The following is a 23,890-nucleotide window of genomic DNA, read 5'->3' as shown; positions in this document are numbered from 1 at the left end:
TTCAGACTCCCAACTGCTGACGCTGGCGACGGAGGTGTTCGGGCATGTCCTTGTAGACGTCTTCGAACATGAGGGCCGCGCCGGGACGGTTGTCGCTGCCGAGCAACCCGTGGGTCTCGGCTTCCTTGAGGGCACGCAGGATCTCGGCATCCAGTTCGGTGCGCAGTTCGTCGTGCTGCTGTTCGCTCCACAGGCCGCGCTTGATCAGGTGCTGCTTCAGGCGGTCGATCGGATCGCCGAGCGGGAACTGCTGGGCATCATCGGCGGGGCGGTACTTGGACGGATCATCCGAGGTCGAATGCGGCCCGGCGCGGTAGGTGACCCACTCGATCAGGGTCGGGCCGAGGTTGCTGCGGGCGCGTTCGGCGGCCCAGCGCGAGGCGGCGTACACCGCCAGAAGATCGTTGCCGTCCACACGCAGCGACGGAATGCCGTAGCCCACGCCGCGCGCGGCGAAGGTGGTGTTCTCACCGCCGGCGATGGCCTGGAAGGTGGAAATCGCCCACTGGTTGTTGACCACGTTGAGCACGACCGGTGCGCGGTACACGTGCGCGAAGGTCAGCGCGGCGTGGAAGTCGCCTTCGGCGGTCGCGCCATCCCCCACCCAGGCGGTGGCGATGCGGGTGTCGCCCTTGATCGCCGAGGCCATCGCCCAGCCCACGGCCTGGATGTACTGGGTGGTCAGGTTGCCGGAAATCGAGAAGAAGCCGTAGTCCTTGTACGAGTACATGATCGGCAGCTGGCGGCCCTTCAGCGGGTCGGCCGCGTTGGACAGCACCTGGCAGATCATGTCGACCAGCGAGACCTGCTTGGTGATCAGGATGCCCTGCTGGCGGTAGGTCGGGAACTGCATGTCGTCATCGCGCAGCGCCAGGGTCTGGCCGACCGCGATCGCTTCTTCACCCAGGCACTGGATGTAGAACGAGGTCTTCTTCTGGCGCTGGGCGATCAGCAGGCGGGCGTCGTAGGCGCGCGTCTTGAGCATGGCGTGCATCGCACGCAGCAGCACCGCGTCGTCGATGTCGGCAGCCCAGGGGCCCACGGCGTCGCCGTTGTCATCCAGCACGCGGATCAGCTGGCCGGTCATCGGCGCGGTCTGGCTGGCGCTCACGTCCACGCGCGGCTTGTCGACCGCGCCGGCGGGGCTCAGCTTCAGATAGGAAAAGTCGGTGGCCTGGCCGGGACGGGCGCTGGGCTCGGGCACGTGCAAACGCAACGGTTCACTCGTGGCGGGAATCTGGGGTGATGACATGTCAGGGGCCTCGCTGGGCTTGGGTCATGAAGCTACAGGCATACCGCCGGCGGGGGGCAACGGTAATGGCGATGTTGACGCGCCGATATCCGGGCTGGATCTCGTCGCGAAGCGGGTAAGGACCAGCGCTTGCAAGGCGGCTGGGGCCATGGCGCATTGCACCCGATGTGAAGTCTAGAGGCACAGCGGCTCATCGTAAATTTGTTTAATTGCGTATGAGGTATTGTTTATTCAGATATCTTCGTTCCGTGGGAGCCCGTGCATGCAAATCCCCGCCAACATGACCCTGCGCCAGCTGCGTTACTTTGCCGAAGCGGCCGAATTGGGGCAGTTCTCGCAGGCCGCGCGCAAGCTGCACGTCTCCCAATCGGTCATCACCACCGCGGTCGCCCAGCTGGAAGCCTCGTTGGGGCTGAAGCTGTTCGATCGCATGCCGCACGGGGTCGGGCTCACCGCCGAGGGGCACCGCTTCCACCAGCATGTACGGCACATCCTGGATACGTTGCAGGACGCGCTCAGCGAGCCGATGTTCCTGGCCAACACCTTGCCGGGGCGGGTGAGGATCGGCGCCTCCTACACGGTGCTGGGCTACTTCCTGCCGAGCCTGCTGGCGCGCTTCAAGCGCTCCTACCCGCAGGTGGAAGTGGATCTGGTCGACATGGACCGCGCCGCGATCGAGCAGGGCGTCAGCAGCGGCGACCTCGACTTCGGCTTGTGCATCATTTCCAACATGGCCGAGCCCTACGTGCTGCGGCGGCAGGTACTGATCCGCTCCCGCCGCCAACTGTGGTTGGCCGAGTCGCATCCGCTGCTGCAGCTGCCGGTGATCAGCCCGGCCGATGTCGAGCCGTATCCGTACATCATGCTGATGGTCGACGAAGGGCAGGAGTCGGCGATGCGCTACTGGCGCTCGGTCGGGCGCGAACCCAACGTCGTGTTCCGGACCTCGTCGCTGGAAGCGCTGCGCGGCATGGTCGCCTACGGATTCGGGGTCAGCATCCTGTCGGACATGGTCTACCGCCCCTGGTCGCTGGAGGGGCGCCGGATCGACGTGCGCACCCTCACCGATGCGGTGCCGCCGATGGAGGTCGGCCTGGTCTGGCGTCCGGACGAAGACCTGTCCGCGCCGGCACGTGCACTGCATCAGTTCCTGGTTTTCGCCTGTGGCGGCTGAGTGGCAATGACCTCGAACGCCTGCCCGCGGCGTGACCAGAACTGCCACGCCGAATAGGCCAGCAACGGCACCACGTAGGTGGCCAGGATGGCATAGGCCAGCAGCCGGTAGCCCTTCGCGATCAGCGCCACCAGGCCGATGCCATCGGCCATGAACACGGCCATCAGCAGGATCGCCACGATGATCGCCACGCGTACCCCGCGCTTCGGTGCGGCACCGGTGCGTTCTGCCCAGTTGACGCTGATGCGGCCATCCACCGAGGCCATCAGCGTGACCCCGGTTTCCACCAGCGCCACCATGATCATCAGCCGGAACAGCCACTGGAACCACGGCAGGCCGAGCTGGCCGAGCATGAGGTCGGACGGCAGCGGGGCATCGGCGATGTCCGGCAGGAACGCGATCATGCAGACGTAGAACACGATCGCCGGCAGGATTGCCAAGGGGCCGGCCAGCGCACCGGCAATCACCGCTTCGCGGCGGCACAGCAGGTGCCGCACGACCAGCAGGATCGAGACCGCGGCGAACATGTTGTAACCGGCGTAGGTCACGCCGTTGAGCACCCAGTCCTTGCCCAGTTCATGGGTGTTGGAGAGCTGCGCCATCGCGCCGCCACCGAAGCGGTACAGGATCAGGCACGCAGCGATCGCGTAGACCAGGTACATGAAGGCGGACATCAACTTGAACATGCGTTCGACGGCGTTGGTCCCGGCCTGCACCACGCCGGTGATGATCGCCACCAGCACCAGCGTGCCGACGATCCGAGGCCAGCCGAACATGGTCGCGGCCAGTTCGCCGGCGGCCGCGCCGAACACGGCCAGCACCACCACGATCAGCGCCAGGTAGGCCACTTCGAACGTCCACCAGCCGCGGCCGAGCAGATGCCGGAAGAAGGTGCGGTAGTCGTTGGCACGGATCGCCCGTGCCAACAGGAACGTCAGGATGCAGATCACGCTCCAGATCAGCATCGACAACACCATCGCCGCCAGGCCGCCCCAGGGGCCCGATGGCAGGAAAAACTCCGCCAGCTCACGGCCGGTGGCGTATCCGCCGCCGATCACGGCGGACTTGAACGCCAGACCGGGCAACAGATACCGCTGGAACCGGCTGGCGGCGGCGGTCACTTGCGGGCGGCCGTGGGCTGCAGCAGGTAGAAGTCGCGCACGGTACGCGCGATCTCGGCGATCACCCGCTCACGTTCGCTGCGCGGGGCATTGCTGGCTTTGACGAACACGGAGATCGCGAACTGGCTGCCATCGGGCAGGGTGACCACGCCCACATCGTTGACGGTGCCGGCCACGGTGCCGCTCTTGTCGGCCACTTTGGTGCCCGGCGGCAGGCTGCCGCGCAGGCGTGCGCTGCAGGTGCGGCAGCGTTCCATGATCTGCACTAGCACCTCGGTGCTGGCCGGGCTCAGCGCCTTGCCGGTGAACAGCCTGGTCAGCAGGGTGGACATCGCACGCGGCGTGGAGGTGTCGCGTGGATCCTTGTCGAACGCCTCGTTGCCGGATTTCGTGCGCTTGACCACCTCCGGATCGAGGGTCAGCTCGGCGACGCGCTCCTTGGTCAGCGGTTCATCGCCCAGGCCGAAGATGTCGCTCAGCAGCTGGCGCGTGTTGCGATCCAGGCGCTGGCCTTCAATGCCCTGCGCGCGCAGCCAGGCGGTGACGCCGGCCGGCCCACCGGCCTGCGCCACCAGTACGTCGGTAGCGGTGTTGTCGCTCTGGGTCAGCATGACTTCAAGCAGGTTGTGCACCGAGAGACTGACGCCGTCATGGATGAAACGGTCCGCGATCACTTCCGAATCGACGTAGAACGTTTTCGGCACCGGCACCATCGTGGTCAGTGCCAGCTCGCCGGCATCCACCTTGCTCAGGATCACCGCCGCGACGGCGACCTTGAACGTGCTGGCCATCGGGAAGCCTTCGTCCGGATTCAGATGGACCTGCGCGCCCTTGCCATCCAGGCGCCACGCCGAGACACCGACCTTGCCGTCGACCAGCGTGGCCAGCCGTGCGACTTCGGTTTCAACCGGACTGGCCTTGCTGGCGCTGAAGGCGGCCAGCGGGCTCAGGCCCAGCAGTGCCACAACGCACAGGCTCAAGGTACGGGATGTCATCTTCATGCGATGCAGGCCTCCAGCAGACGATTGAATTCCCCATCTTGCCGCATCGGGTCGGCCGCAGGCAGACCAAGACGCGCGCTGACCTCGGCACAGGCGGCCGATGCCGCTTCGGCGGTCATGCCGTGGGTGTTGAGGCTGACGCCGACACAGCGGATATCCGGATTGGTGCGGCGGCCCAGCTGCACGGTCAACGCGATCACGTCTTCGATGGAGGGCAGCGGGTAGTCGGGGTAACCGAGCACATGCTGGCGCCCCGGCTGGTGGCAGACCACGAACACGTCCGGCTGGCTGCCATGCAGCAGGCCGAGGCTGACGCCCGCGTAGGCAGGGTGGAACAGCGAGCCCTGGCCTTCGATGACATCCCAGTGATCGGCGGCCGCATCCGGGCTGAGCAGTTCGGCGGCGCCGGCCGAGAAGTCGGCGACCACCGCGTCCATCGGAATGCCGCTGCCGGCGATCAGGATGCCGGTCTGGCCGCTGGCGCGGAAGTCGGCATCCACACCACGTTCGCGAAGACCGCGGACCAGGGCCAGCGCGGTGTACTTCTTGCCCAGCGCACAGTCGGTGCCGACAGTCAGCACGCGCTTGCCGGTGCGCTTGCGGCCATTGCCGACCGGAATGCCACGGGGCGGCACGCGCACGTTGATCAGCTGGCGACCGGTGCGTTCGGCGGCGGCGGCCAGTTCCGGGATATCACCGAGCTTGTGGTGCATGCCGCTGATCAGGTCCAGGCCTTCCTCCAGCGCCTCGACCAGCGCCGGCAGCCACTGCGCAGGAATCACGCCGCCCCCGTTGGCCACGCCGATCACCATCGCACGCGCACCGGCGGCACGCGCCTGTGCCGGCGTCATGCTCGGCAGGCCCGTGGTGATCGGGCAGCCGGGCAGGCTCCACTCGGCGACGCACACCTCCGGCGCCCAGTCTTTCAGGCCGATCGCGGTCTTGGCGAAGCCCGCTTCGGTGGTATCACCCAGGAACAGCAGGTAGGGCTGGGGGAGAGCGGCAAGTGCGAGCACTTCAGCGGTCGGGGTCGACGTCATGACGGAATCCAGTAGGCGAGCGGCAGAGGGTGAGCACCCACGACAGCGACGGTGGCAGTCGTTGGCCTCGTTGGACCTGTATAAGTCCTAATCAGAGAATATGCAACCCAATTGGGATTCTCGGGATCGTGCCTGTGGCGTCGGTCAGTATCGGTAGTCGATCGACATGCCGATGGTGCGCGGCTGCAGCGGCACGCCGGTCACCGCCACGTAGCGGTTGAGCGCGTCGCGGACGGAGCCGGTGGAGACATAAGCACGCTCATCGGTGGCATTGCGGGCATACAGGCGGACCGTCCACGTCATGTTGGTCAGCTCGGCATGCAGGTCCAACGCGTTGTAGCTGTCGATCTCGTACGCGCCGGCCACGCGTTCGCCGGTGACGCGGTAACCCGCACCGACCCGGCCCTGCCACTGGTCGCTCACATCGAAGTCGTAATCGATGGTGCTCGACCAGCTCAGGCGCGGCGTCATGGGCATGCGGCCACCTGCGACCAGGCCGCTCGACGTCGGCACGTCGCCGATCTTCGAATCGATGTAGGCCGCGTTGAGGCCCACGGTCAGGCGCTCGGCCGGGCGCACCATCATGCTCAGCTCCGCCCCTTGGCTGCGCGCGCTGCCGGCGTTGCCCATCCAGCTCAGGCCGTTCTCGGACACACGCACCTGGATGTCGTCCCAGTCGATCCGGAACAAGGCCAGATCGATCATCGCGCGGCGGTCCCAGAAGTGCGATTTGAAGCCGAGTTCGAGGTTGTCCAGCGTGTCGGCCTTGGTCATCGGCACCACGCCGGAGGTCGATACGTTTGGTCCACCCGGGCGGTAGCCGGTGGCGTAACGGGCGTAGATCATCGAGCTGTCGTTGAGGTGCCAGCGCGAGGCCAGCTTCCATGTCGTCACGTTGTCATCGGCGGAATCGGCCAGATCGATCGGCCGCGGACCGTACAGCAGGCCGATGCTGTGCTGCTCGAAGTCCTGCTGGTTGCGCGCATGCCGCACACCGGCGGAGACATCGAAGCGGGGGCTGAACTTGTACGTGACATCGGCGAAGATCGCCTGCTCGTCATAGGTGCCCGGCAGGCTCGCGGTGCCGGGATTGAACGGCAGCGGGATGCCATTTGCATCGTAGGCACTGACCTGCTGGCGGTTGGCGTTCTTCTCGCCGGTGAAGAAGGTACCGAGCAGCCACTCGAAGCGCTCGCTTTCCTTGGAGCTGAGGCGGAACTCCTGCGTCCATTTTTGCGTGCCGAGGAAGACATCGAACTGCGCCTGGCCGGCGGGGTAGGGGGTCAGATACGGCCAGGCCACGCCATACACCAGCGACGAGTCCTGCACTTCATCCATGCGGGTTTCGGAGAAACTGGTGGCGGAGACGAAATCCACATTGCCCAGGTCCCAGTCCAGGATTGCCGAGTAGTAGTCCGTTTCCATCCGGTACGGCGTCGCGCGCTGCAGGATGCCTTCGAGTGGGCCGCGGATCGGCTCCAGCGTGGGGTAGGTCAGCCCCACCGCGCTGGAGTTGTCGGCATCCACGATCTGCGAGAGCGCCTGCACGCGCAGGTTGGCGGTGTCGCTGATGCGCCAGGTCAGCGCCAGGCGGGAGGCCAGCTGGTAGTAGCCGTTGCTGTCCTTGGCATCCTCCCCGGTCAGGTCGGGCTGGTCGACGTAGCCGGGCGTGCTCTGGCGCGACAGGCTGGCGCGCATGGCCAGCTTGCCTTCAATGAGCGGTACGTTGAAGGCCGTGCGCACGCCGATGCCGGTATCGCCGGCTTCCTTGGTCGCGTTCACATCCGTCCCGGCGCGGAACTCGAACGCATCCGGATCGGCCGCCTTGGTGATGTACTTGAACAGCCCGCCCATCGAACTGGCGCCGTACAGCGTGCCCTGCGGGCCGCGCAGCACTTCCACGCTCTGGATGTCATACGGCAGCAGGTCCAGTGCGTAGGTGGTCGCGCGCTGTTTGTTGCTGCTCGGGCCGATCGGTGTGTCGTCGATGTAGGTGCCGATGATCGAGCCGCCCCCGAGAGGCGCTACGCCGCGCAATGCCATCGTGGTCTGCCCGGGCGCGCCGCCGCTGTCGACCTGGAACCCGGGCACATACGCGGCGAAGTCGTTGAGCCGTGTCGCACCAAAGGCTTCAAGGCGCTCTTCGCTGATCACACTGACGCCGGCCGCCACCTCCATGACGTTCTCGCTGCGCTTCTGTGCGGTGGCCACCACGCGATCGAGCTCCACCACATCGGGGGTGCTGCGGTTGCCATCGGCGTCGGCATCGGCGTCCTGGGCCAGGGCCGGGGTGGCAAGGCCCATGCAGCACAGGGAAACGGTGGTGGCGAGGATCGAACGTGTCATCGTCTTGCGCATGCGGCGGACTCTCCGGAATCAGGAACGGGGTCAGGCGGGAAGGACGACCGGCTTCCAGGTCTGGCTGAGCAGCCGCCTGAAATTTCCGCCGAGGATCTTGCGGATGTGCTCGTCGCTGTAGCCGCGCCGTATCAGCACTTCGGTCAGGTCATACGTCTTGCGGGGATGATTGAAACCATCGGTATCGATCTTGTCGCGGAACGCGTAGCTGGATTTGTAGCCGGCACGCAGCGCTTTGTTCTGCTCGGCGGGCATGTGGTCATAGCCCTGCAGATCGGCATCCGAGCCGATCCCGATGTGGTCGATGCCGACCAGTTTCACCACGTGATCGATGTGGTCGACCATGTGTTCAACCGTGGTCGGCTCGCGGTCGCGCACGAACATCCGCACGCCGGTCACGCCCATCACGCCACCCTTGGCCGCCAGCCTGCGGATGGCCTCATCGGTCTTCACCCGCGGGTGGTTGTTGAGCGCGCGGCAGTTGGAATGGGTGATGGCGATCGGGCCGGGCGCGAGGTCGATCGCATCCAGCGTGGTGCGGTCGCCGCAATGCGAGACATCGATGAGCATGCCGGTCTCGTGCATCGCCTGGATGATCTGCACGCCGAAATCGCTGACGCCACCATCGATGCGATCGGTGGCGCCGGCGCCGATGAGGTTCTGTGCGTTGTAGGTCAACTACGCGCAGCGCATGCCCAGCAGATAGAACATCCGGACGTCGGCCGGCGTGCGGAACTGTTCTGCGTTCTGCACGCCCATGATGATCGCCGCCTTGCCGTCCGCTTTGGCCCGATCCAGGTCCTCGGCCTCGCCAACCAAGGTGAAAACGTGGCTGTTGCGGCCAACGAAACCGTTCCAGGCGGCGAGGTAGGTGAGCGTGTCCTGGTAGGCATCCGGACCGCCGATGCCGATCGCATGGTGGAAGCCGGTGATGCCGCTGGCACGCATGTCGGCCGCATCCTGTTCGCTTATGCGGCTGGCGTAGTACTCGGGGCGGAGGTCGATCTTGATCACCCCCAGCATGTCGATCACCAGCGACTCCCTGACCAGATCGATCGCGCGTGTCGAATAGGCGGTGGGGACGTCCGGCAGCGCCTGGTGGCGACCGCGTGCAATCGCCGGGAAGGCGAGGGCGCCAGCACTCAAGGCGACCGCGTGGCCGAGCAGGCGGCGACGGCCGGGGGACTGCGGAAACTGATCGGGCATTACGATATCCCTACAAATCCTGTTTAGGGAATATTTATCCTGATCGGATATATGTCAAGCGCAATCGGAAAACATCATTCCATCGCGAGCTATTGCATCGCAGCAATTCCAGACAGTGATCACGTGTTCCGCGCGGGCGTTCCATTGCCCGCCAGCAGCGGCCGAGCGCGTCGTTCAAGTTGAAGCAGCAGCACCGCCACCAGCATGCAGGTCGCGCCCATCAGCGAGAAGAACACGGTGCTGGACAGCGTTGACCACAGCATGCCGACCGCGCCGGCCAGCAGGTTGCCGCCGAAGGACGCGAGGAACCAGAACGCGATGATCGTCGCACCGAAGCCTGCGGGGGCCAGACGCGCGAACAGACCCAACCCCACCGGCAGGATGAACAGCTCGCCGAAGGTGAAGATCGCAAAGAACAGCGCGGCCCACAGCCAGCCGACCTTGGCCGACGGTTCCCCGCCGAGGATCGCCACCAGCACGAACGACAGGCCGACCACGGCGGCGCCGATCGCCATCTTGGTCAGCGCCGCAGGTTCACGACCGCCGCGCGCCTGCCGCGTCCAGCGGCGCACCAGCAGCGGGGTGATCAAGAACACCAGCAGCGGATTGAGCGAGAAGAACCACGTCATCGGAATCGTGAAGTCCGCAGTGAGTACGCGGTCCACGCCGGTGTCGAGCCAGATCGCGATGGTGTTGCCGATCTGCTCGTAAGCCAGCCGGAACACCACGATGAGCCCGGCAATCATCGCCATCAGCTGCAGCAGGGGCCGGTAGGCCGGTTGCCAGAGCGCCGAGAAAGGCAATGCGGCGCGCTCGCTGCGCGGCGGGTCCGGCGGCAGGTGGCGGCGGCCGGTGATGTAGATCACCAGCCCCAGCAGCATGCCGATGCCGGCGGCGGAGAAACCCACATGCCAGCCGTACACCTCACCCAGCGTGCCGCAGATCAGCGGGGCGAGAAACGCGCCGAGGTTGATGCCCACGTAGTACACGTTGAACGCCGAGCCACGACGCGGATCATCGCGCTGGTACAGATCGCCGACCTGGCCGGGCAGGGTCGGCAGGAACAGGCCGTTGCCGAGCACGATCGCCAGCAGGGCCGGATACAGCAGCGCATCGAAGGCCATCAGGAAATGGCCGAACGCCATGATCGCCCCGCCCAGGATCACCGCACGTCGCTTGCCCAGCCAGCGGTCGGCGAGCATGCCGCCGAACACCGGGCTGAGGTAGGCCAGCGCCGTGTACAGGCCATAGACCATCGAGGCCTGTTCCTGCGAGAACAGCAGCTGCTTGGTCATGTAATAGACCAGCAGTGCCCGCATGCCGTAGTAGGAGAACTTCTCCCACATCTCGGTGAGGAACAGGATGGTCAGGCCTGGCGGTTGCCCGAAGCAGGCCTTGCGCGGTGCATCGATCATCATCGGGCGGGGCGTCCGTCGGTCAGAGCTGCAGGCCGGTACTGATCAGGCGCTGGGTGATGGCGACGAACGCCACCACCACGCCGGCCAGTGCGACCACCCAGGCACCGTAGCGGCGCACGCGGGGCCAGCTGGCCGGCGCACGGACCGCCACCCACACCAGGGCCACGGCTGCGAACACGCTCAGCCAGGACAGCGCCTGCATCAGGATCAGCGGACCATTGCTGTAACCGGAAATCCCGCCTGGTGCAGCGATCGACTTCACGTACAGCACCCAGGCGACCACGGTGCCCAGCTGCGTGGTGATCGACAACGTCTGCAGCCAGCGCAGGCCGCGGCCTTCTGCCGGTGCGCTGACCCGGTAGTAACGACGTACGAACACGCCACCGATGCGCAGCACGGCCGACAGCGTCAGCAACCCCAGTGCGACAAACAGCGCAGGGCGCAGCCACGCCGGTGAACGCCAGCCCGGAATCGGTTCAAAGCCGAACACCGAGGCGAACGGGCCGCCGGAGAAGTACACCGGCCGGCCATCCTCGACCTTCACTTCCAACAGGCCGCGGCCGTTTTCCTGCTGCCACAACCAGGGCGACACCTCGCGCCAGCGCAGCAGTTGACCGTTCAGGCCCTTCTGGCCATCGACGGTGATCGTGCCGTCGTCCTGCGGGTGCACGCGCGTCGGCGCGAACAGCGAGAGCATGCGCAGGTACGAACTGTCCGAGCGACGCGTGCTCTGCCAGGTCACGCCGGCCAGCGCTGCGGCATGTTCGCGCGCGACAGCGGCATCCACGCCCGGACCCGCCGCTTCGATCGGCAACGTCGGCAGGAAGTTCTCCACGAAGCGTTCCCAGACCTGCGCACGCAGGGCCGAGCCGGCCGCATCACGGCCGACGCTGTTGGTCGACACGAACACGCCGATGTTGCGTTCGGGGATCATCCACAGCCACGAATAGAAGAACAGCATCGTGCCGCCGTGCGAGCGGGTCTCGTAGCCGCCGGTGTCCGAGGCCATCCAGCCCAGCGTCATGCGCGGCAGATGCGGCAGGATCGCGGCCTGCGGGGTCAGCATCTGCGCGTTGGTCTCGGCACGCATGATGCGCTGCCCATCAAGCTCACCATGATTGAGCGCGGCCATCATGAAACGTGACATTGCCGCGCCGGAGGCATACAGCCCACCCACGCCTGGCGCGGTGTTCTTCTCGGCCGGGTAGCTCTTGCCCGAGCCCAGCAGGTAGCCCTTGGCGGCGTGCGGCAGCAGTTCGGCCGGCAGCTTCTGTTCGAAGCTGGCGTACTGCATGTCCAGCGGCTGCAGGATGTGCTGGCGAGCGTAATCCTCGAAGCGCTGGCCGCTGACGCGCTCGACGATATACGAGGCGATGCCGGTGGCGTAGTTGGAGTACGCCGGCTTGGTGCCGGGTGCGGAGATCTGGTTCGGCACCCAGTCCTTGAGGTAGTTGTCGCGGTTGGCCGGATGGTCCGGACCCAGCACGATCAGGTAGCGCATGCGCTCTTCCAGACCGCTGGTGTGGGTCATGATCTGACGCAGCGTGACCGGCTCACCCTTGGCCGGGACCTTGATGTCCAGGTAGGTGTTGATGTCGGTGTCCAGGTCCAGCTTGCCCTGTTCGACCAGCTGCATCACCGCGGTCCAGACGAACAGCTTGGAGATCGAGCCGGGACGGAACAGGGTGGTCTTGGGATCCACCGGCGTGCGCTTCTCGACATCGGAGAAGCCGAAGCCGCGCTCGGTGACGACCTTGCCATTCTCGACCACCGTGACTACGGCGCCAGCAAGATCGCCCTGCGCCATCAGGTAGGGCACCAGGCCATCGAGGAAGGTGTCGACCCGGGCCGCATCCAGCGTGCCGGCCGGCGCCGACGCGGGCGTGATGCCGTCAGGCGATTCGGTGGTCGCGGGCACTGGTGCAGCAGCCGGCGTCGGCGCTTGCGCATGCAGCGGCGAGAACGCCGCGGTTGATGCCAGCAACAGGCCGGAAGCAAAGGTGCGCAACATGCTCATGCGTGCACTCCCTTGCCCCATACGGCATCGTCGCAGTGCACCAGTCCGCCGTCGTAGCGCAGGCCCGGCACCCGGTCATCGCTCAGGAACAGCGGGCCATCCAGATCCACCACGTCGCAGTGCTGGCCCACGATGAACGCCGGGCCCATCGCCCAGCTGCTGCCGATCATGTTGCCGACCATCACCTGCATGCCCAGCGAGCGGGCCTTGCCGACCATCGCCAGGCTTTCGGTGAGGCCGCCGGCCTTGTCGAGCTTGATGTTGATGACGTCGAACAGGCCTGCCAGCGCTTCGATCTCTGAGACGTCCTGCACGCTCTCGTCGGCGGCGAACGGCAGCGGCCGCGCGAAGCCCTTGAGCTCGGCCTCGCGGCCGCGCGGCAGCGGCTGCTCCAGCAGCTTGATGTCGTTCTCCAGCAGCACCGGAATCAGCGCATCGAGCACATCCACGCTGTAGCCCTGGTTGGCATCCACGCCCATCCACACATCCGGGCGCACCTTGCGCACGGCGCGCACACGTTCGATGTCGATATCCAGATCGCCACTGAGCTTGAGCTTGAGTGCCTTGGCCGGCGCATAGCGCCCCGTCGCGATCGATTGCATGGTCCCCGGGTCATCGGCGCCCAGCGTCCAGGTGGTCAGCAGGGGACGGGTCTGCGACAGGCCGGCCAGTGCCCAGGCGTGCTTGCCGGTGCGGCTTGCTTCCAAGTCCCACAGGGCGCAGTCCAGCGCGTTGCGCGCGCCACCGCGCGGGAGCAGCTGCTGCAGCTCGGCGCGGGTGATGCCGGCTTCGATCCGCGCACGCAGCAGTTCCAGCGTGGCCAGCATCTGCTCGGGCGTGTCATCGAAGTAGTACACGCCGCTGGCTTCGCCACGGCCGCGATGGCCGCCGTCTTCCAGTTCCACGCGCAGTACCGGGGCGTGTTCGAACACGTAGCCGCTGATCCGGAACGGGGCCAGCAACGCAAGCGAGTCGATCTGCAGGGTCAGTTTCACAGGATGTCTCCAGCCCCGTGGTGGGGCTACGGGTCAGTAGTTGAGTGCGAAGTCGGCCAGGCCCATCAGGACCAGGGCGTAAGCGAGTAGGCAGGCGGCGATCAGCAGCAGCACCGCCCACACGCGCGCCAGCCAGCTGCGCCCGGCACGGAAGGTCTGCACCAGATTCCAGGCCGTCGCGCCGATGCCGCCGACGATGGCGATCACCGAGCCGATGCCCAGCCCGATCACCGCCGGATCCAGACGATCGTCGAGGCGGGCGAAATCCGCCGACGCCCAGGCCATCACGGCGATGGCCACGGCCGGCACCAGCAGCATGAACCAGCAGGCGGCGCGGCTCAGGCGATAGGCCAGCAGGGTGCTGCGCGGCCAGCCGAGCACGCGGCCATGACGACGCCGCACGAACGCCGCGATGGGCCAGGCCAGTGCGGACAGCGCCAGCACGCTCACGGCAGCCGTCAGCAACGGCTTGAGCCACAGCGCCGAGCGGTAGCCTTCCGCGGCCAGGAACACGTTGAACGGGGAGGACGAATCCACCGCGAAGCCGACCGGCTTGCCGTCCTTGAGGATGGCGGCCAGGCGCAGCTCGCTGTTGGTCGCCTGCCACAGCCACGGAGCGACCGGCTTGAAGGTGGTGGGCTGCCCGTTGGGCTGCTTCAGGCGCGGCAGACGCAGACTGCCATCGTCGAGGGCTTCCAGGCGCGTCTGGGTGAGGATGCCGGTGCGGCCGATGCCGGTTTCGGCACGGCGCGAATCGAGATAGCTCGGCGCGGCCAGCAGGCGCGCCTGCTGCTTGGCCAGCGCGGCGTCGGCGGCCACGGACGGGGCCGGGGCGGCGGCCGGGAAATAGCGATCGGCAAAGTTCTCCAGCAGCTCACGCCGGATCGGGCCCGTGATGCCGTTGGCGCCGGCGCTGTTGAGCGAGACGAACAGGCCGACATCGTGGTCGCGGAACAGGAACAGCTGCGAGTGGAAGGAGTAGGTGTCACCGGCGTGGGACACCACGCGCTGGCCGTTGACGTCGATCTCATAGAACCCGAGCGCCATGGTGTTGAGCGGCGGCGCGAAGCGCGTCTGCGGCGTCAGCATGAGCTGGCTGGTCGCCGCCTTCAGGATGGCCGTGTCATGACCGCCCGCCGCGCTCAGGTGCGCGATCATGAAGCGCGCCATGTCGCTGCCGGTGGCCGACAGCGCACCCGCCGGGGCGGACGGGGTGACTTCGAACGCACGCGGCTTGCCCGAGCCCAGTGCATAGCCCTGGGTGACCAGGGCGCGCAACGCCGGCGGCAGCGGCTGGCGGAAGCTGGCGTGCTGCATCTGCAGCGGCACGAAGATGTGCTGCTCGACATACTCGGCGAACGGCTGGCCCGACACGCGCTCGACGATGTAGCCGGCCAGGCTGGTGCCGTAGTTCGAATACGCCGGCACGGTGCCCGGCGGGAAGATCTGCGCCGGCACGCGGCGCTTGAGGTACGGCCCCAGTTCGATGCCACCGGCTTCGGCGACCGCCTCGCTGGTCCACATGTACTTGATGTTGGCCTCGAAGCCACCGGTATGCGTCATCAGCTGGCGCAGCGTGATCGGCAGGCCGCGTTCGGGCACCTTGAAATCCAGGTACTGGTTGATGTCCGCGTCCAGATCCAGCTTGCCCGCTTCCACCAGCTGCATCACCGCAGTCCAGGTCATCAACTTGGAGACCGAGGCCATCCGGAACAGGGTGCGGTCCGGGTCCACCGGCGTCTGCTTGGCCACATCGGAGACACCGTAGCCGCGACGGACCAGGATCTGGCCGTCCTTGACCACGGTGACCACCGCACCGGCGATATCGCCACGTACGATCGCGTACGGCATGAAGCCATCCAGCCAGGTGGTCGCATCGTCGGCGGTCAGCCGGGCAACGGAATCGGCCTGCGGTACCGGCGCGGCCGGCGGGGAGGGCGGCTGCTGCTGGGCATCCGCCTGGAAGGTCAACAACAGCCCACAACACAACGCGACAAAGCCTGACAACGCACGCATGTGACGATCCCCTTGCGAACTGGAAGACGGGGCACCCGAGGCAATTGCGTCAGAGGGCCCAAAACCATCTCAATCAGACAACAATATTCCTGATCAGAGAAATGTCAAATGTGCGTGATCCCTCCGGGGCCGTCGCCTTGTGCGCACATCGGGGGGGGGTGCGAGGCCTACAGGCGGCGTTCCCCCGCCATTGGGAACGTTTTCAGTGCCTTGAAAGGCGAAATGAGAGACGAACGCGACAAGAAACGATCCTGATCAGGATTGCATTCATCTCTACGTAGTATCGTATCCACTACTTCACCAGCAATAGCCCAAAGGTCCTGTCGATGAGCCCCAAAAGCCCGACGCTCGGAACCCTGCTGCGCGGTCTGCGCACGCGCCAGGGTTGGACGCTCAAGGAAATGAGCGAGCACACGGAAATTCCCCTGTCCACGCTGTCCAAGATCGAGCACGACCGCTTGACCTTGACCTACGACAAGCTCCAGCACCTGGCGCAGCGCTTGAACCTGCGCATGTCCGAGCTGTTTTCCGAGCCGGACAGCGACAGCGCGCCCAAGCCGGTCACCGCCCGGCGCAGCCTCGGCTCGCTGGACAAGGCGCTGCGGGTCCAGACTGACAACTACGACTACTACTATCTGTGCACCGAATTGCGGCGCAAGCGGATGATTCCGATCCTGACCAAGGTGCGCGCCAAGACCACCGCCGAATTCGGTGAACTGGTCCGCCACCCGGGCGAGGAATACGTGCACGTGCTGGAAGGCCGCATCCAGGTCCACACCGAGTTCTACGATCCGGTGGTGCTGGAGACGGGGCAGGGCATTTATATCGACAGTCAGATGGGCCATGGCTACATCGTCGATACCGGCTGCGAGGAAGCGGTGCTGCTGGCCGTGTGCGCGAGTGCGGACGAGGACCTGATGGAGTCGTTGATCACCCTGCATGAGCACGAGGGGAGTGTCTGATCAGAGCTGAGGCGCTCGCTTCACCGGATGTCCGTGCGCAGGCTGCCACGGATCTGATCGCGCCAGACCTCGGCGACGCCGGCCTCGTCGGCAAAGTGCGGCCAGCGCAGCACGCTTTGCCGGACCTGCTCGATGATGTCCCGGGCGCGGCGGGCATTGATCGAGGCCGTCGCGGCACAGGCGGCCAGGTCGGCAAGATCGAATCCCTCGCGCTTGCCGTTGATCGACATCTGGTGCCGGGCCGTCCAGTCGCCGTCCGGGTTGTACGCCCAGGTGATATCGAACGCAGGTGACAGCGACCATTGGCCCTGGCGGTCCATCAGGTAGGCGATGTTCTTGACGTGGTCGTCCTGGTTGCGCGCGAGCACGTTGAACACCATCCGCCGGAACTGTTCCTCCAGCTGCGCCATGGGCAGGCGCAACTGGCGCATGACCAGCAGGGCCTGTTCGTAGGAGTACGCCGTGGGATCATTGAAGTCGAAGTGGGCCATCGCCGCCAACGACTGCATATGGCGCTTGCCCCCGGCATCGGTGCGATCGAAGCGCTGGGTCATGAAGTGGCGGCGGCCGCCTTCCTCCAGCAGCCGGCACTCGCTGATCTGGATGCCCGCCTCGCGTGCCATCAGCGCGTACGCATACTCGACCACGCCGTAGCCCTTGGGGTCCGCCAGTTCCTTGTCGCGGTTGTTCTGCACGCCATCGAACTTGAGCAGCCAGTAGCTGAAGCCTGGCGCCGCCGCGGCCTGGCCCGATCGGACCTCGCCGGTGCTTTCGTTCCAGGCGATCACGGCTTTGGCCCGAGCGCCACCGGCCGAGGTACCCACGCGCAGAATGTCGCGCAGCGCATCCGCACGGTCTTCATCGCCGAACGAGGCACGCAGGTTGTCGCGGTTGCTCAGGACCTCGGTGGCCAGCGCGACCAGGGCATCGATCTGAATCTTGTGTGCCGTGCGCACGCGCGGTCCATGCACAGGCGAGAACTCCAACGCCCCCATGCCGCGCGTGCCGGTGTAGCAGAGCCGCTCCACCGCATTGAAGCTGTCCGGCGTGCGGCCCTGCGTGGCCAGCCACGCATTGATCAGGGTATTGCCGTACTTGTCCGGCAGGGCGTCGGCGAGCAGGCCGGGCAAACCATGGAAGCTGGCCGGGTTGAGGGAAGGGAAACCGTAGATCGGATCCGCCGCGAGCGGCATGGTCAGCGGGGCGACCTCAATGCCGGAGCGTGCGAAGGCCGGGTCGTAGGCGAATTGCGCGGTCCGCTCGCCGTCGGCCAGCGTCACCGCGCCGATCCGGCTGCCCCACAGGCGCACCTCGGCCGTGGTGCTCATTGCTCATCGCCCCAGGTCCAGGGCTTGGCGGGTGCCGGCTCGGCCACCCCGGGTCGCGCGCGCTGGCGCTGGTGGCCGCGGCGCTTCAGCAGATCGATCGGATTGGGGCCGTCGCTGGGCAGCATCACGTCCAGCGCATCCAGCCTGCCGAGGGCGCGCAGGCAACGGATCAGATTGGCCAGCTGGGCGGGCGTGCCGTCTTCCAGCCGCTGCACGGTGCGCTTGGAGACGCCCGCAGCATCGGCCAGCTGCTCCTGGGTGATGCCCTGCGAAAGCCGCACGCGGGCGAGACGTTGCCCCAGCTCAGCCAGGACAGCCTCGTCCGTCATCAGATGTGTGATCGTCATAAGGTGACCCTCCTGACGCTTTGTATCGCACTATTGCGATAAAGCGTCAAGAATGGCGGTTTACGACATTTAAGCTGAATTTCAGTAAAGCGACATATATGACGCTTTACTGATGTTTGTTTGCGATAAAGCGCCAAATATGACGCGTAACGCGGCGAGGCTTTTCAGGGCGGGCGGGGGTAGCCGCACGAATCCCAGACGCGACGGCAGACCACTGCCCAGGTCGCGGTGTGTGCCAGAACGCTGCCGCGACGCAGCACTGCCGCCCAGGCGCCCGCCCCGCCGCGTTTGCTAAAATCCGCGGTTAACTCCGGGCGCTGCAGAAGAAGGACCTCCAATGAAGATTGCCGTCGCCGGTACCGGCTACGTAGGCCTCTCCAACGCGGTCCTGCTCGCGCAGCATCACGAGGTGGTCGCGCTGGACATCGATCCGGCCAAGGTGGCGATGATCAATGCCCGCCAGTCGCCCATCGAGGATGCCGAGATCGAGGACTTCCTCGCCCATCGCGCGCTGAACCTCACCGCCACGCTGGATCCTGCGCAGGCCTATGAAGGTGCGGACTTCGTCATCGTCGCCACGCCGACCGATTACGACCCTACGTCGAACTACTTCAACACCGGCTCGGTCGAGGCAGTGATCGCCGATGTGGTGCGGATCCATCCCTCGGCCGTCATCGTGATCAAGTCGACCGTGCCGGTCGGCTGCACGGCCGCGTTGCGGGCCAAGTTCAACGCCGACGCCATTCTGTTCTCGCCGGAGTTCCTCCGCGAAGGCCGCGCGCTGCATGACAACCTGCACCCGAGCCGGATCATCGTGGGCGAGCGTTCGGAACGCGCGGCGGTGTTTGCCGAGCTGCTGAAGGAAGGCGCGATCAAAAAGGACGTGCCGGTGCTGTTCACCGACGCGACCGAGGCGGAGGCGATCAAGCTGTTCTCCAACACCTACCTGGCAATGCGGGTGGCGTACTTCAACGAACTGGATACCTACGCCAGTTCGCACGGGCTGGATACGCGCCAGATGATCGAAGGCGTCAGCCTGGATCCGCGCATCGGCGGCCATTACAACAACCCGTCCTTCGGTTACGGCGGTTACTGCCTGCCGAAGGATACGAAGCAGTTGCTGGCCAATTACAGCAAGGTGCCGCAGAACCTGATCCACGCCATCGTCGAGTCCAACCGCACGCGCAAGGATTTCATCGCCGATGACATCGTGGCCCGCAACCCGAAGGTGGTGGGCATCTACCGGCTGGTGATGAAGGCCGGCTCGGACAATTTCCGCGCCTCGGCGGTGCAGGGCGTGATGAAGCGGATCAAGGCCAAGGGCATCGAGGTCATCGTGTACGAGCCGGTGCTGACCGAGCCGACCTTCTACCGCTCCCGCGTGGTCAACGATTTCGCGGCGTTCCTTGCCGAGGCCGACATCATCGTCGCCAACCGGCTGACGCCGGAGCTGGAGGGCGTGGCGAACAAGGTGTACACGCGGGATCTGTTCGGCTCGGATTGAGCCTGGAGAGCATCCACGCACCACCCCCTGCGGGGTCTATTCCCCCGGCTTGGCGGCCGCGGTGACGGCCTGCGACTTCGCCCGCCGTGCCAGTACCGCTTCGCGGTGGGCGATGTAGGCATTGGCGCCGAGGATGATGCCGGCGCCGATCACGGTCCAGCGGTCCAGCGCCTCATTGAACAGCAGCCAGCCCAGCACGCTCACCAGCGGCAGCTGCATGAAGCTGATCGGGGTCAACGCCGAGACCTCGCCCAGGCGCAGGGCGCGCGTCCACAGCAGCTGGCCCAGCGTGCCGAGCACACCGGTGGCCACCAGCCAGACCCACGCAAGGCCGGTCGGCCAGACCCACACGAACAGCGCCGGCACCAGCGACAGCGGCACCCAGAACACATAGGTGTAGAACACCACGGTATCGGCGCTGTCCACGCGGGTGAGCTGCTTGATCTGGATCGCCACCAACGAGCTCAGCACCGCAGCGCCCACGGCGACCAGAGTGCCGGGGGTGAAGCTGGTCGAGCCCGGGCGCACGATGATCAGCACGCCGATGAAGCCGATGATCACCGCCGCCCAGCGGCGCATGCGCACCGTTTCGCCCAGCCACAGCACGGCGGCGATGGTGACGAACAGCGGCGTGGAGTAGGAGAGCGAGATCGCCTGGGAGATCGGCAGATGCCCGATCGCCCAGAACGCGCACAGCATCGAGGCCAGCCCGATCGCACTGCGCAGGAAGTAGCGCGGCAGCTGCTGTGTCTTCAGCGGTGCGCTGCCCGGGCGGATCAGCATCGGCAGCAGCGCCAGCAGGCCGAAGGCGTTGCGGAAGAACGCCACTTCCTGGGTCGGCACGTAGCGGGTGGCGTAGCGGATCGCGATCGCCATCAATCCGAACGCCAAGGTACTGCCGAGCATCAGCAGGGCGGCCCGCAACGGCGTGGCCACCGGTAACGCGCGGGCAGGGTTCACCACTGTGCGCCGATCAGCCTGGGCTCCGGTTCAATCGGCACGCCAAACTTCTCCAGGACCGAGGCGGAGATCCGCCGCGCCAGCGCGAGCAGTTCTTCGCCGGTGGCCTGACCGTGGTTGACCAGCACCAGCGCATGGCTCGGCGCCACGCCAGCATCGCCATCGCGGTAGCCCCTCCAGCCGCAGCTTTCGATCATCCAGGCCGCGGAGATCTTGCGGCGGCTGTCGTCGTCGGCCGGGAACACCGGCAGCTCGGGGAAGTGCTGCAGCAGCACCTCCACCTGCTCCAGCGGCAGGATCGGATTCTTGAAGAAACTGCCCGCGTTGCCGAGCACGTCCGGATCGGGCAGCTTGCGGCGGCGGATGTTGATCACCGCGTTGGCCACATCGGCGGCCACCGGCAGCTCCACACCCATCGCCTCCATTTCCTCGGCGATCCCGGCATAGCCCAGGCGCAGGCCATGCAGCAGCGGCAGACGCAGCTCGATCGCAGTGATCAGGTAACGGTCCGGATCGTGCTTGAAGATGCTGTCGCGGTAGGCGAACTGGCAGCCTTCCGCATCGAAGCGCACCCAGTCGCTTTCGTGTCGGTCCCAGGCATCCACGGCCTGGATGAACTCACCGACCTGTGCGCCATAGGCGCCGATGTTCTGGATCGGCGAGGCGCCGGCGGTGCCGGGGATCAAGGCCAGGTTTTCCAGCCCGGACAAGCCGTTCTGCAGCGACCACATCACCAGGCCATGCCAGTTCACGCCGGCACCGGCACGCACGATGGTGTGGTCGGCGCGGTGCTCCAGAATCTCGATGCCGCGGTTGGCGAACACCAGTACGGTGCCTTCCACGTTGTCGGCGATCAGCACGTTGCTGCCGCTGCCGAGCACCAGCAGCGGTTGGTCGGCGACGCGCGGCAACGCCAGCACCTCCGGCAGCACGGAAGGATCGAACACCTCCAGCAGCTGCGCAGCGGTGGCGTCGACGTGGAAGGTGTTGAGCGCCTTCAGCGAGGCGCTTTCAGTGATGGCCCAGGCAGTCATGGCGTCGTTCACAGCGGTGCCACCGCGCCGCGGCTGGGCGCCTCCCTGCGGCGGCGGATCGCCTCCACGCACTCGTGCACCAGCTCCGGGCCACGGAAGATCAGGCCGCTGTAGCATTGCACCAGCGCGGCGCCGGCCGCCATTTTGGCCACCGCATCCGCGCCGGATTGAATACCGCCGACGCCAATGAGCGGCATCGACTCGGGCAGACGCGCACGCAGGCGGCGCAGCACCAGGGTCGACTGGCCCAGCAACGGCGCGCCGGACAAGCCGCCAGCTTCATTAGCACGTGGGTCACCGGCCACCGCACTGCGGTCGATGGTGGTATTGGTGGCGATCACGCCGTCCACCTTGAGCTCACCGAGCACGCGCGCGGCGGCGTCGATATCGCGGTCGCTCAGGTCCGGAGCGACCTTGACCAGCATCGGCACCCGCTTGCCGTGCTTGGCGGCCAGGCTTTCCTGGCTCTCGCGCAGCTGCGAAATCAGCTGGCGCAGCGCGGTCTCTTCCTGCAGTTCGCGCAGGCCGGCGGTGTTCGGCGAGGAGATGTTGACGGTGATGTAGTCGGCCAGCGGATACACCTTCTGCAGGCAGTGCTGGTAATCGTCGAACGCCTGCTCGTTGGGGGTGTCCTTGTTCTTGCCGATGTTGATGCCGAGCAGGCCGGTGCGGCGCTTGGCACGCTCGACATTGCGCACCAGCGCATCCACGCCCAGGTTGTTGAAGCCCATGCGGTTGATGATGGCCTGGTGGTCCGGCAGCCGGAACAGACGCGGCTTCGGGTTGCCCGCCTGCGGGCGCGGGGTGATCGTGCCGATCTCCACGAAGCCAAAGCCCAGCGCCAGCAGCGCATCGATGTGCTCGCCGTTCTTGTCCAGGCCGGCGGCCAGGCCCACCGGATTCGGGAAATTCACTCCGAACGCGTTGGTCGGCAGCGGGTCGATGCGGCGGCCCATCAGCGGCGTGGTGCCGGTGCGATAGGCCAGGTCCAGCGCGCTCAGGCCAAGGCCGTGGGCGCGTTCTGCATCAAGGGCGAACAGGAAGGGGCGGGCAAGCGAGTACATGGCGTTCAATCAGTCCAGCGTGCCGACAAAGGCACGGGTTTGGTATTCAAAAGCGATCTGGCCGTCCACCGCATGGGCGTCGAACAGCTGTTGCAGCGCGGCCAGCATCGGCGCGTGGCGCGGGTGACCGGCCTGCGGGGCATACGAGGAGGAGAGCAGGCGGCCACGCAGGCCATCCAGGTCCATGCGCTGCACGTTCGGCAACCGGGCCATGCCGCGCAGGCCGTCGCCGAACCACGCGCGCATGGTGTCATCGTCCTGGTAGCGCTCGGCCACCTCGGTGTAGTCGGTGCCGAACTCCAGCAGCAACTGTTCGTAGCCGATCAGGAACGGGGAGGCATCGAGCAGACGCGAGTTCCAGAACACCAGGGCCATGCCCTCGGGCTGCAGGATCCGCGCCCATTCGTGGCGCACCGCAGCGGTGTCGAACCAGTGGAAGGCCTGTGCGGCGGCGACCAGGCCCACGCTGTTGTCGGCCAGACCGGTCGCTTCGGCGGTGCCGTCGGCAACCTTCAGACGCAGATAGTCCGGCGCGAGCAACTGCTCGGCGGCCTCGCGCATCGCGGCATTTGGCTCCACCGCGATGACCGGGTGGCCAGCGGCCAGGAACAGCCGGGTGGAAATGCCGGTGCCGGCGCCGATGTCGGCGACCAGGGTCTCGGTGGGAACACCGATGTCCTGGTGCAGCCAGTCCAGCAGCGCCGGGGGATAGTCGGGACGGTAGCGGACGTAGTCGGCAACCCGACTGCTGAAGCGTTCGGTCGAATCCGAGCGGCTCATGTGCACCTCACGATTGGGTAGCGGCAAACCAGGCCAGTCCGCCGAAGAACAACAGAATCACCACCAGCGCGAGCAGGCTGCCGATCACGATGATCCAGCCTAGGATCAGGCCGGCCAGGGCCATGCCGTCGCCTTCCAGCTCCAGCGGGCGGCGGCGGATCTCGGCGCGGGCCAGGTGGCCGGTGACGATCGCCGCGATGCTGCCGATGAAGGGCAGGGCGGTCCAGCCGAGGATGCCCATGATCAGGCTGACCACGGCCATGGCACTGGTTTGTCGGGGCGGAAGGCTCATGCAGGTCCTGGTCGCGGTGGG

19 protein-coding genes and 1 pseudogene are annotated in these 23,890 nt (G+C 66.3%); 3 read left to right on the top strand and 17 right to left on the bottom strand.

Annotation, left to right across the window (positions count from 1 at the left end):
• Position 1 precedes the first annotated feature (1 nt).
• Complete coding sequence (locus tag ABE463_RS12890) at positions 2-1,252, bottom strand: 3-methyl-2-oxobutanoate dehydrogenase (2-methylpropanoyl-transferring) subunit alpha (RefSeq protein ID WP_346468437.1); 1,251 nt, start codon at positions 1,250-1,252, stop codon at positions 2-4.
• A 262-nt stretch (positions 1,253-1,514) separates the two neighbouring features.
• On the opposite strand from ABE463_RS12890, the gene ABE463_RS12885 reads away from it, so the two are divergent.
• Positions 1,515-2,426, top strand: a complete 912-nt coding sequence (locus tag ABE463_RS12885; RefSeq protein WP_176989816.1) for a LysR substrate-binding domain-containing protein — start codon at positions 1,515-1,517, stop codon at positions 2,424-2,426.
• On the opposite strand, the gene ABE463_RS12880 is transcribed toward ABE463_RS12885, so the two are convergent.
• From ABE463_RS12880 to ABE463_RS12840, 9 genes and pseudogenes are all read right to left on the bottom strand, one after another.
• Complete coding sequence (locus ABE463_RS12880; protein WP_346468436.1) at positions 2,396-3,547, bottom strand: hypothetical protein; 1,152 nt, start codon at positions 3,545-3,547, stop codon at positions 2,396-2,398. The two genes, ABE463_RS12885 and ABE463_RS12880, sit on opposite strands and share 31 nt — an antisense overlap.
• The gene (gene bla / locus ABE463_RS12875) at positions 3,544-4,548 is read right to left on the bottom strand and encodes a class A beta-lactamase (RefSeq protein ID WP_259261057.1); all 1,005 of its coding nucleotides are present in this window, start codon (positions 4,546-4,548) and stop codon (positions 3,544-3,546) included. Before bla ends, ABE463_RS12880 begins: the two co-directional genes overlap by 4 nt.
• Positions 4,545-5,588 carry a DUF1611 domain-containing protein gene (locus tag ABE463_RS12870; RefSeq protein ID WP_259261056.1) on the bottom strand — a complete coding sequence of 348 codons (1,044 nt, stop codon included), beginning with the start codon at positions 5,586-5,588 and terminating at the stop codon, positions 4,545-4,547. The genes bla and ABE463_RS12870 overlap by 4 nt, the downstream gene beginning before the upstream one ends.
• A gap of 144 nt (positions 5,589-5,732) precedes the next feature.
• Positions 5,733-7,946, bottom strand: a complete 2,214-nt coding sequence (locus tag ABE463_RS12865; protein WP_346468435.1) for a TonB-dependent receptor — start codon at positions 7,944-7,946, stop codon at positions 5,733-5,735.
• A gap of 30 nt (positions 7,947-7,976) precedes the next feature.
• Positions 7,977-9,152 (bottom strand): annotated as a pseudogene (locus tag ABE463_RS12860) (membrane dipeptidase).
• A 119-nt stretch (positions 9,153-9,271) separates the two neighbouring features.
• Positions 9,272-10,570: a peptide MFS transporter gene (locus tag ABE463_RS12855; protein ID WP_346468434.1), complete on the bottom strand. Its 1,299-nt coding sequence runs from the start codon at positions 10,568-10,570 to the stop codon at positions 9,272-9,274.
• Positions 10,571-10,589: 19 nt separating this feature from the next.
• Entirely contained in the window at positions 10,590-12,587 is a 1,998-nt protein-coding gene (locus tag ABE463_RS12850; protein WP_346468433.1) for a serine hydrolase domain-containing protein, read from the bottom strand.
• Positions 12,584-13,582: a dipeptide epimerase gene (locus ABE463_RS12845; protein ID WP_346468432.1), complete on the bottom strand. Its 999-nt coding sequence runs from the start codon at positions 13,580-13,582 to the stop codon at positions 12,584-12,586. The genes ABE463_RS12850 and ABE463_RS12845 overlap by 4 nt, the downstream gene beginning before the upstream one ends.
• A gap of 33 nt (positions 13,583-13,615) precedes the next feature.
• The gene (locus ABE463_RS12840) at positions 13,616-15,598 is read right to left on the bottom strand and encodes a serine hydrolase domain-containing protein (RefSeq protein ID WP_346468431.1); all 1,983 of its coding nucleotides are present in this window, start codon (positions 15,596-15,598) and stop codon (positions 13,616-13,618) included.
• A gap of 326 nt (positions 15,599-15,924) precedes the next feature.
• On the opposite strand from ABE463_RS12840, the gene ABE463_RS12835 reads away from it, so the two are divergent.
• The gene (locus ABE463_RS12835) at positions 15,925-16,560 is read left to right on the top strand and encodes a cupin domain-containing protein (RefSeq protein WP_123729087.1); all 636 of its coding nucleotides are present in this window, start codon (positions 15,925-15,927) and stop codon (positions 16,558-16,560) included.
• 20 nt (positions 16,561-16,580) lie between these two features.
• Here the strand turns inward: ABE463_RS12835 and ABE463_RS12830 are convergent, their stop codons facing one another.
• The gene (locus ABE463_RS12830; protein ID WP_346468430.1) at positions 16,581-17,888 is read right to left on the bottom strand and encodes a HipA domain-containing protein; all 1,308 of its coding nucleotides are present in this window, start codon (positions 17,886-17,888) and stop codon (positions 16,581-16,583) included.
• Positions 17,885-18,235, bottom strand: coding sequence for a helix-turn-helix transcriptional regulator (locus tag ABE463_RS12825; RefSeq protein ID WP_346468429.1), 351 nt, complete (start codon positions 18,233-18,235; stop codon positions 17,885-17,887). Before ABE463_RS12825 ends, ABE463_RS12830 begins: the two co-directional genes overlap by 4 nt.
• A 337-nt stretch (positions 18,236-18,572) precedes the next feature.
• Here ABE463_RS12825 and ABE463_RS12820 point away from each other — a divergent pair, with 337 nt between their 5' ends.
• Positions 18,573-19,739 carry a nucleotide sugar dehydrogenase gene (locus ABE463_RS12820; RefSeq protein WP_346468428.1) on the top strand — a complete coding sequence of 389 codons (1,167 nt, stop codon included), beginning with the start codon at positions 18,573-18,575 and terminating at the stop codon, positions 19,737-19,739.
• 36 nt (positions 19,740-19,775) lie between these two features.
• On the opposite strand, the gene ABE463_RS12815 is transcribed toward ABE463_RS12820, so the two are convergent.
• The 5 genes from ABE463_RS12815 to ABE463_RS12795 are packed head-to-tail and all read right to left on the bottom strand — an operon-like array spanning position 19,776 to position 23,869.
• The gene (locus tag ABE463_RS12815) at positions 19,776-20,663 is read right to left on the bottom strand and encodes a DMT family transporter (RefSeq protein ID WP_259261102.1); all 888 of its coding nucleotides are present in this window, start codon (positions 20,661-20,663) and stop codon (positions 19,776-19,778) included.
• 32 nt (positions 20,664-20,695) lie between these two features.
• Complete coding sequence (gene murB, locus ABE463_RS12810) at positions 20,696-21,745, bottom strand: UDP-N-acetylmuramate dehydrogenase (protein WP_346468427.1); 1,050 nt, start codon at positions 21,743-21,745, stop codon at positions 20,696-20,698.
• Positions 21,742-22,797, bottom strand: coding sequence for a quinone-dependent dihydroorotate dehydrogenase (locus ABE463_RS12805; protein WP_259261040.1), 1,056 nt, complete (start codon positions 22,795-22,797; stop codon positions 21,742-21,744). Before ABE463_RS12805 ends, murB begins: the two co-directional genes overlap by 4 nt.
• A gap of 9 nt (positions 22,798-22,806) precedes the next feature.
• Positions 22,807-23,577: a class I SAM-dependent methyltransferase gene (locus ABE463_RS12800; protein ID WP_346468426.1), complete on the bottom strand. Its 771-nt coding sequence runs from the start codon at positions 23,575-23,577 to the stop codon at positions 22,807-22,809.
• A 7-nt stretch (positions 23,578-23,584) separates the two neighbouring features.
• Complete coding sequence (locus ABE463_RS12795) at positions 23,585-23,869, bottom strand: DUF4190 domain-containing protein (RefSeq protein WP_088434394.1); 285 nt, start codon at positions 23,867-23,869, stop codon at positions 23,585-23,587.
• Positions 23,870-23,890: the final 21 nt, after the last annotated feature.

Origin of the sequence: Stenotrophomonas sp. TWI819 (genome assembly GCF_039673075.1) — a bacterium.
Lineage (GTDB): Bacteria > Pseudomonadota > Gammaproteobacteria > Xanthomonadales > Xanthomonadaceae > Stenotrophomonas > Stenotrophomonas rhizophila_B.
The sequence above is the reverse complement of the archived record's forward strand: the minus strand, read 5'-3'. Positions and strand labels throughout refer to the sequence as shown.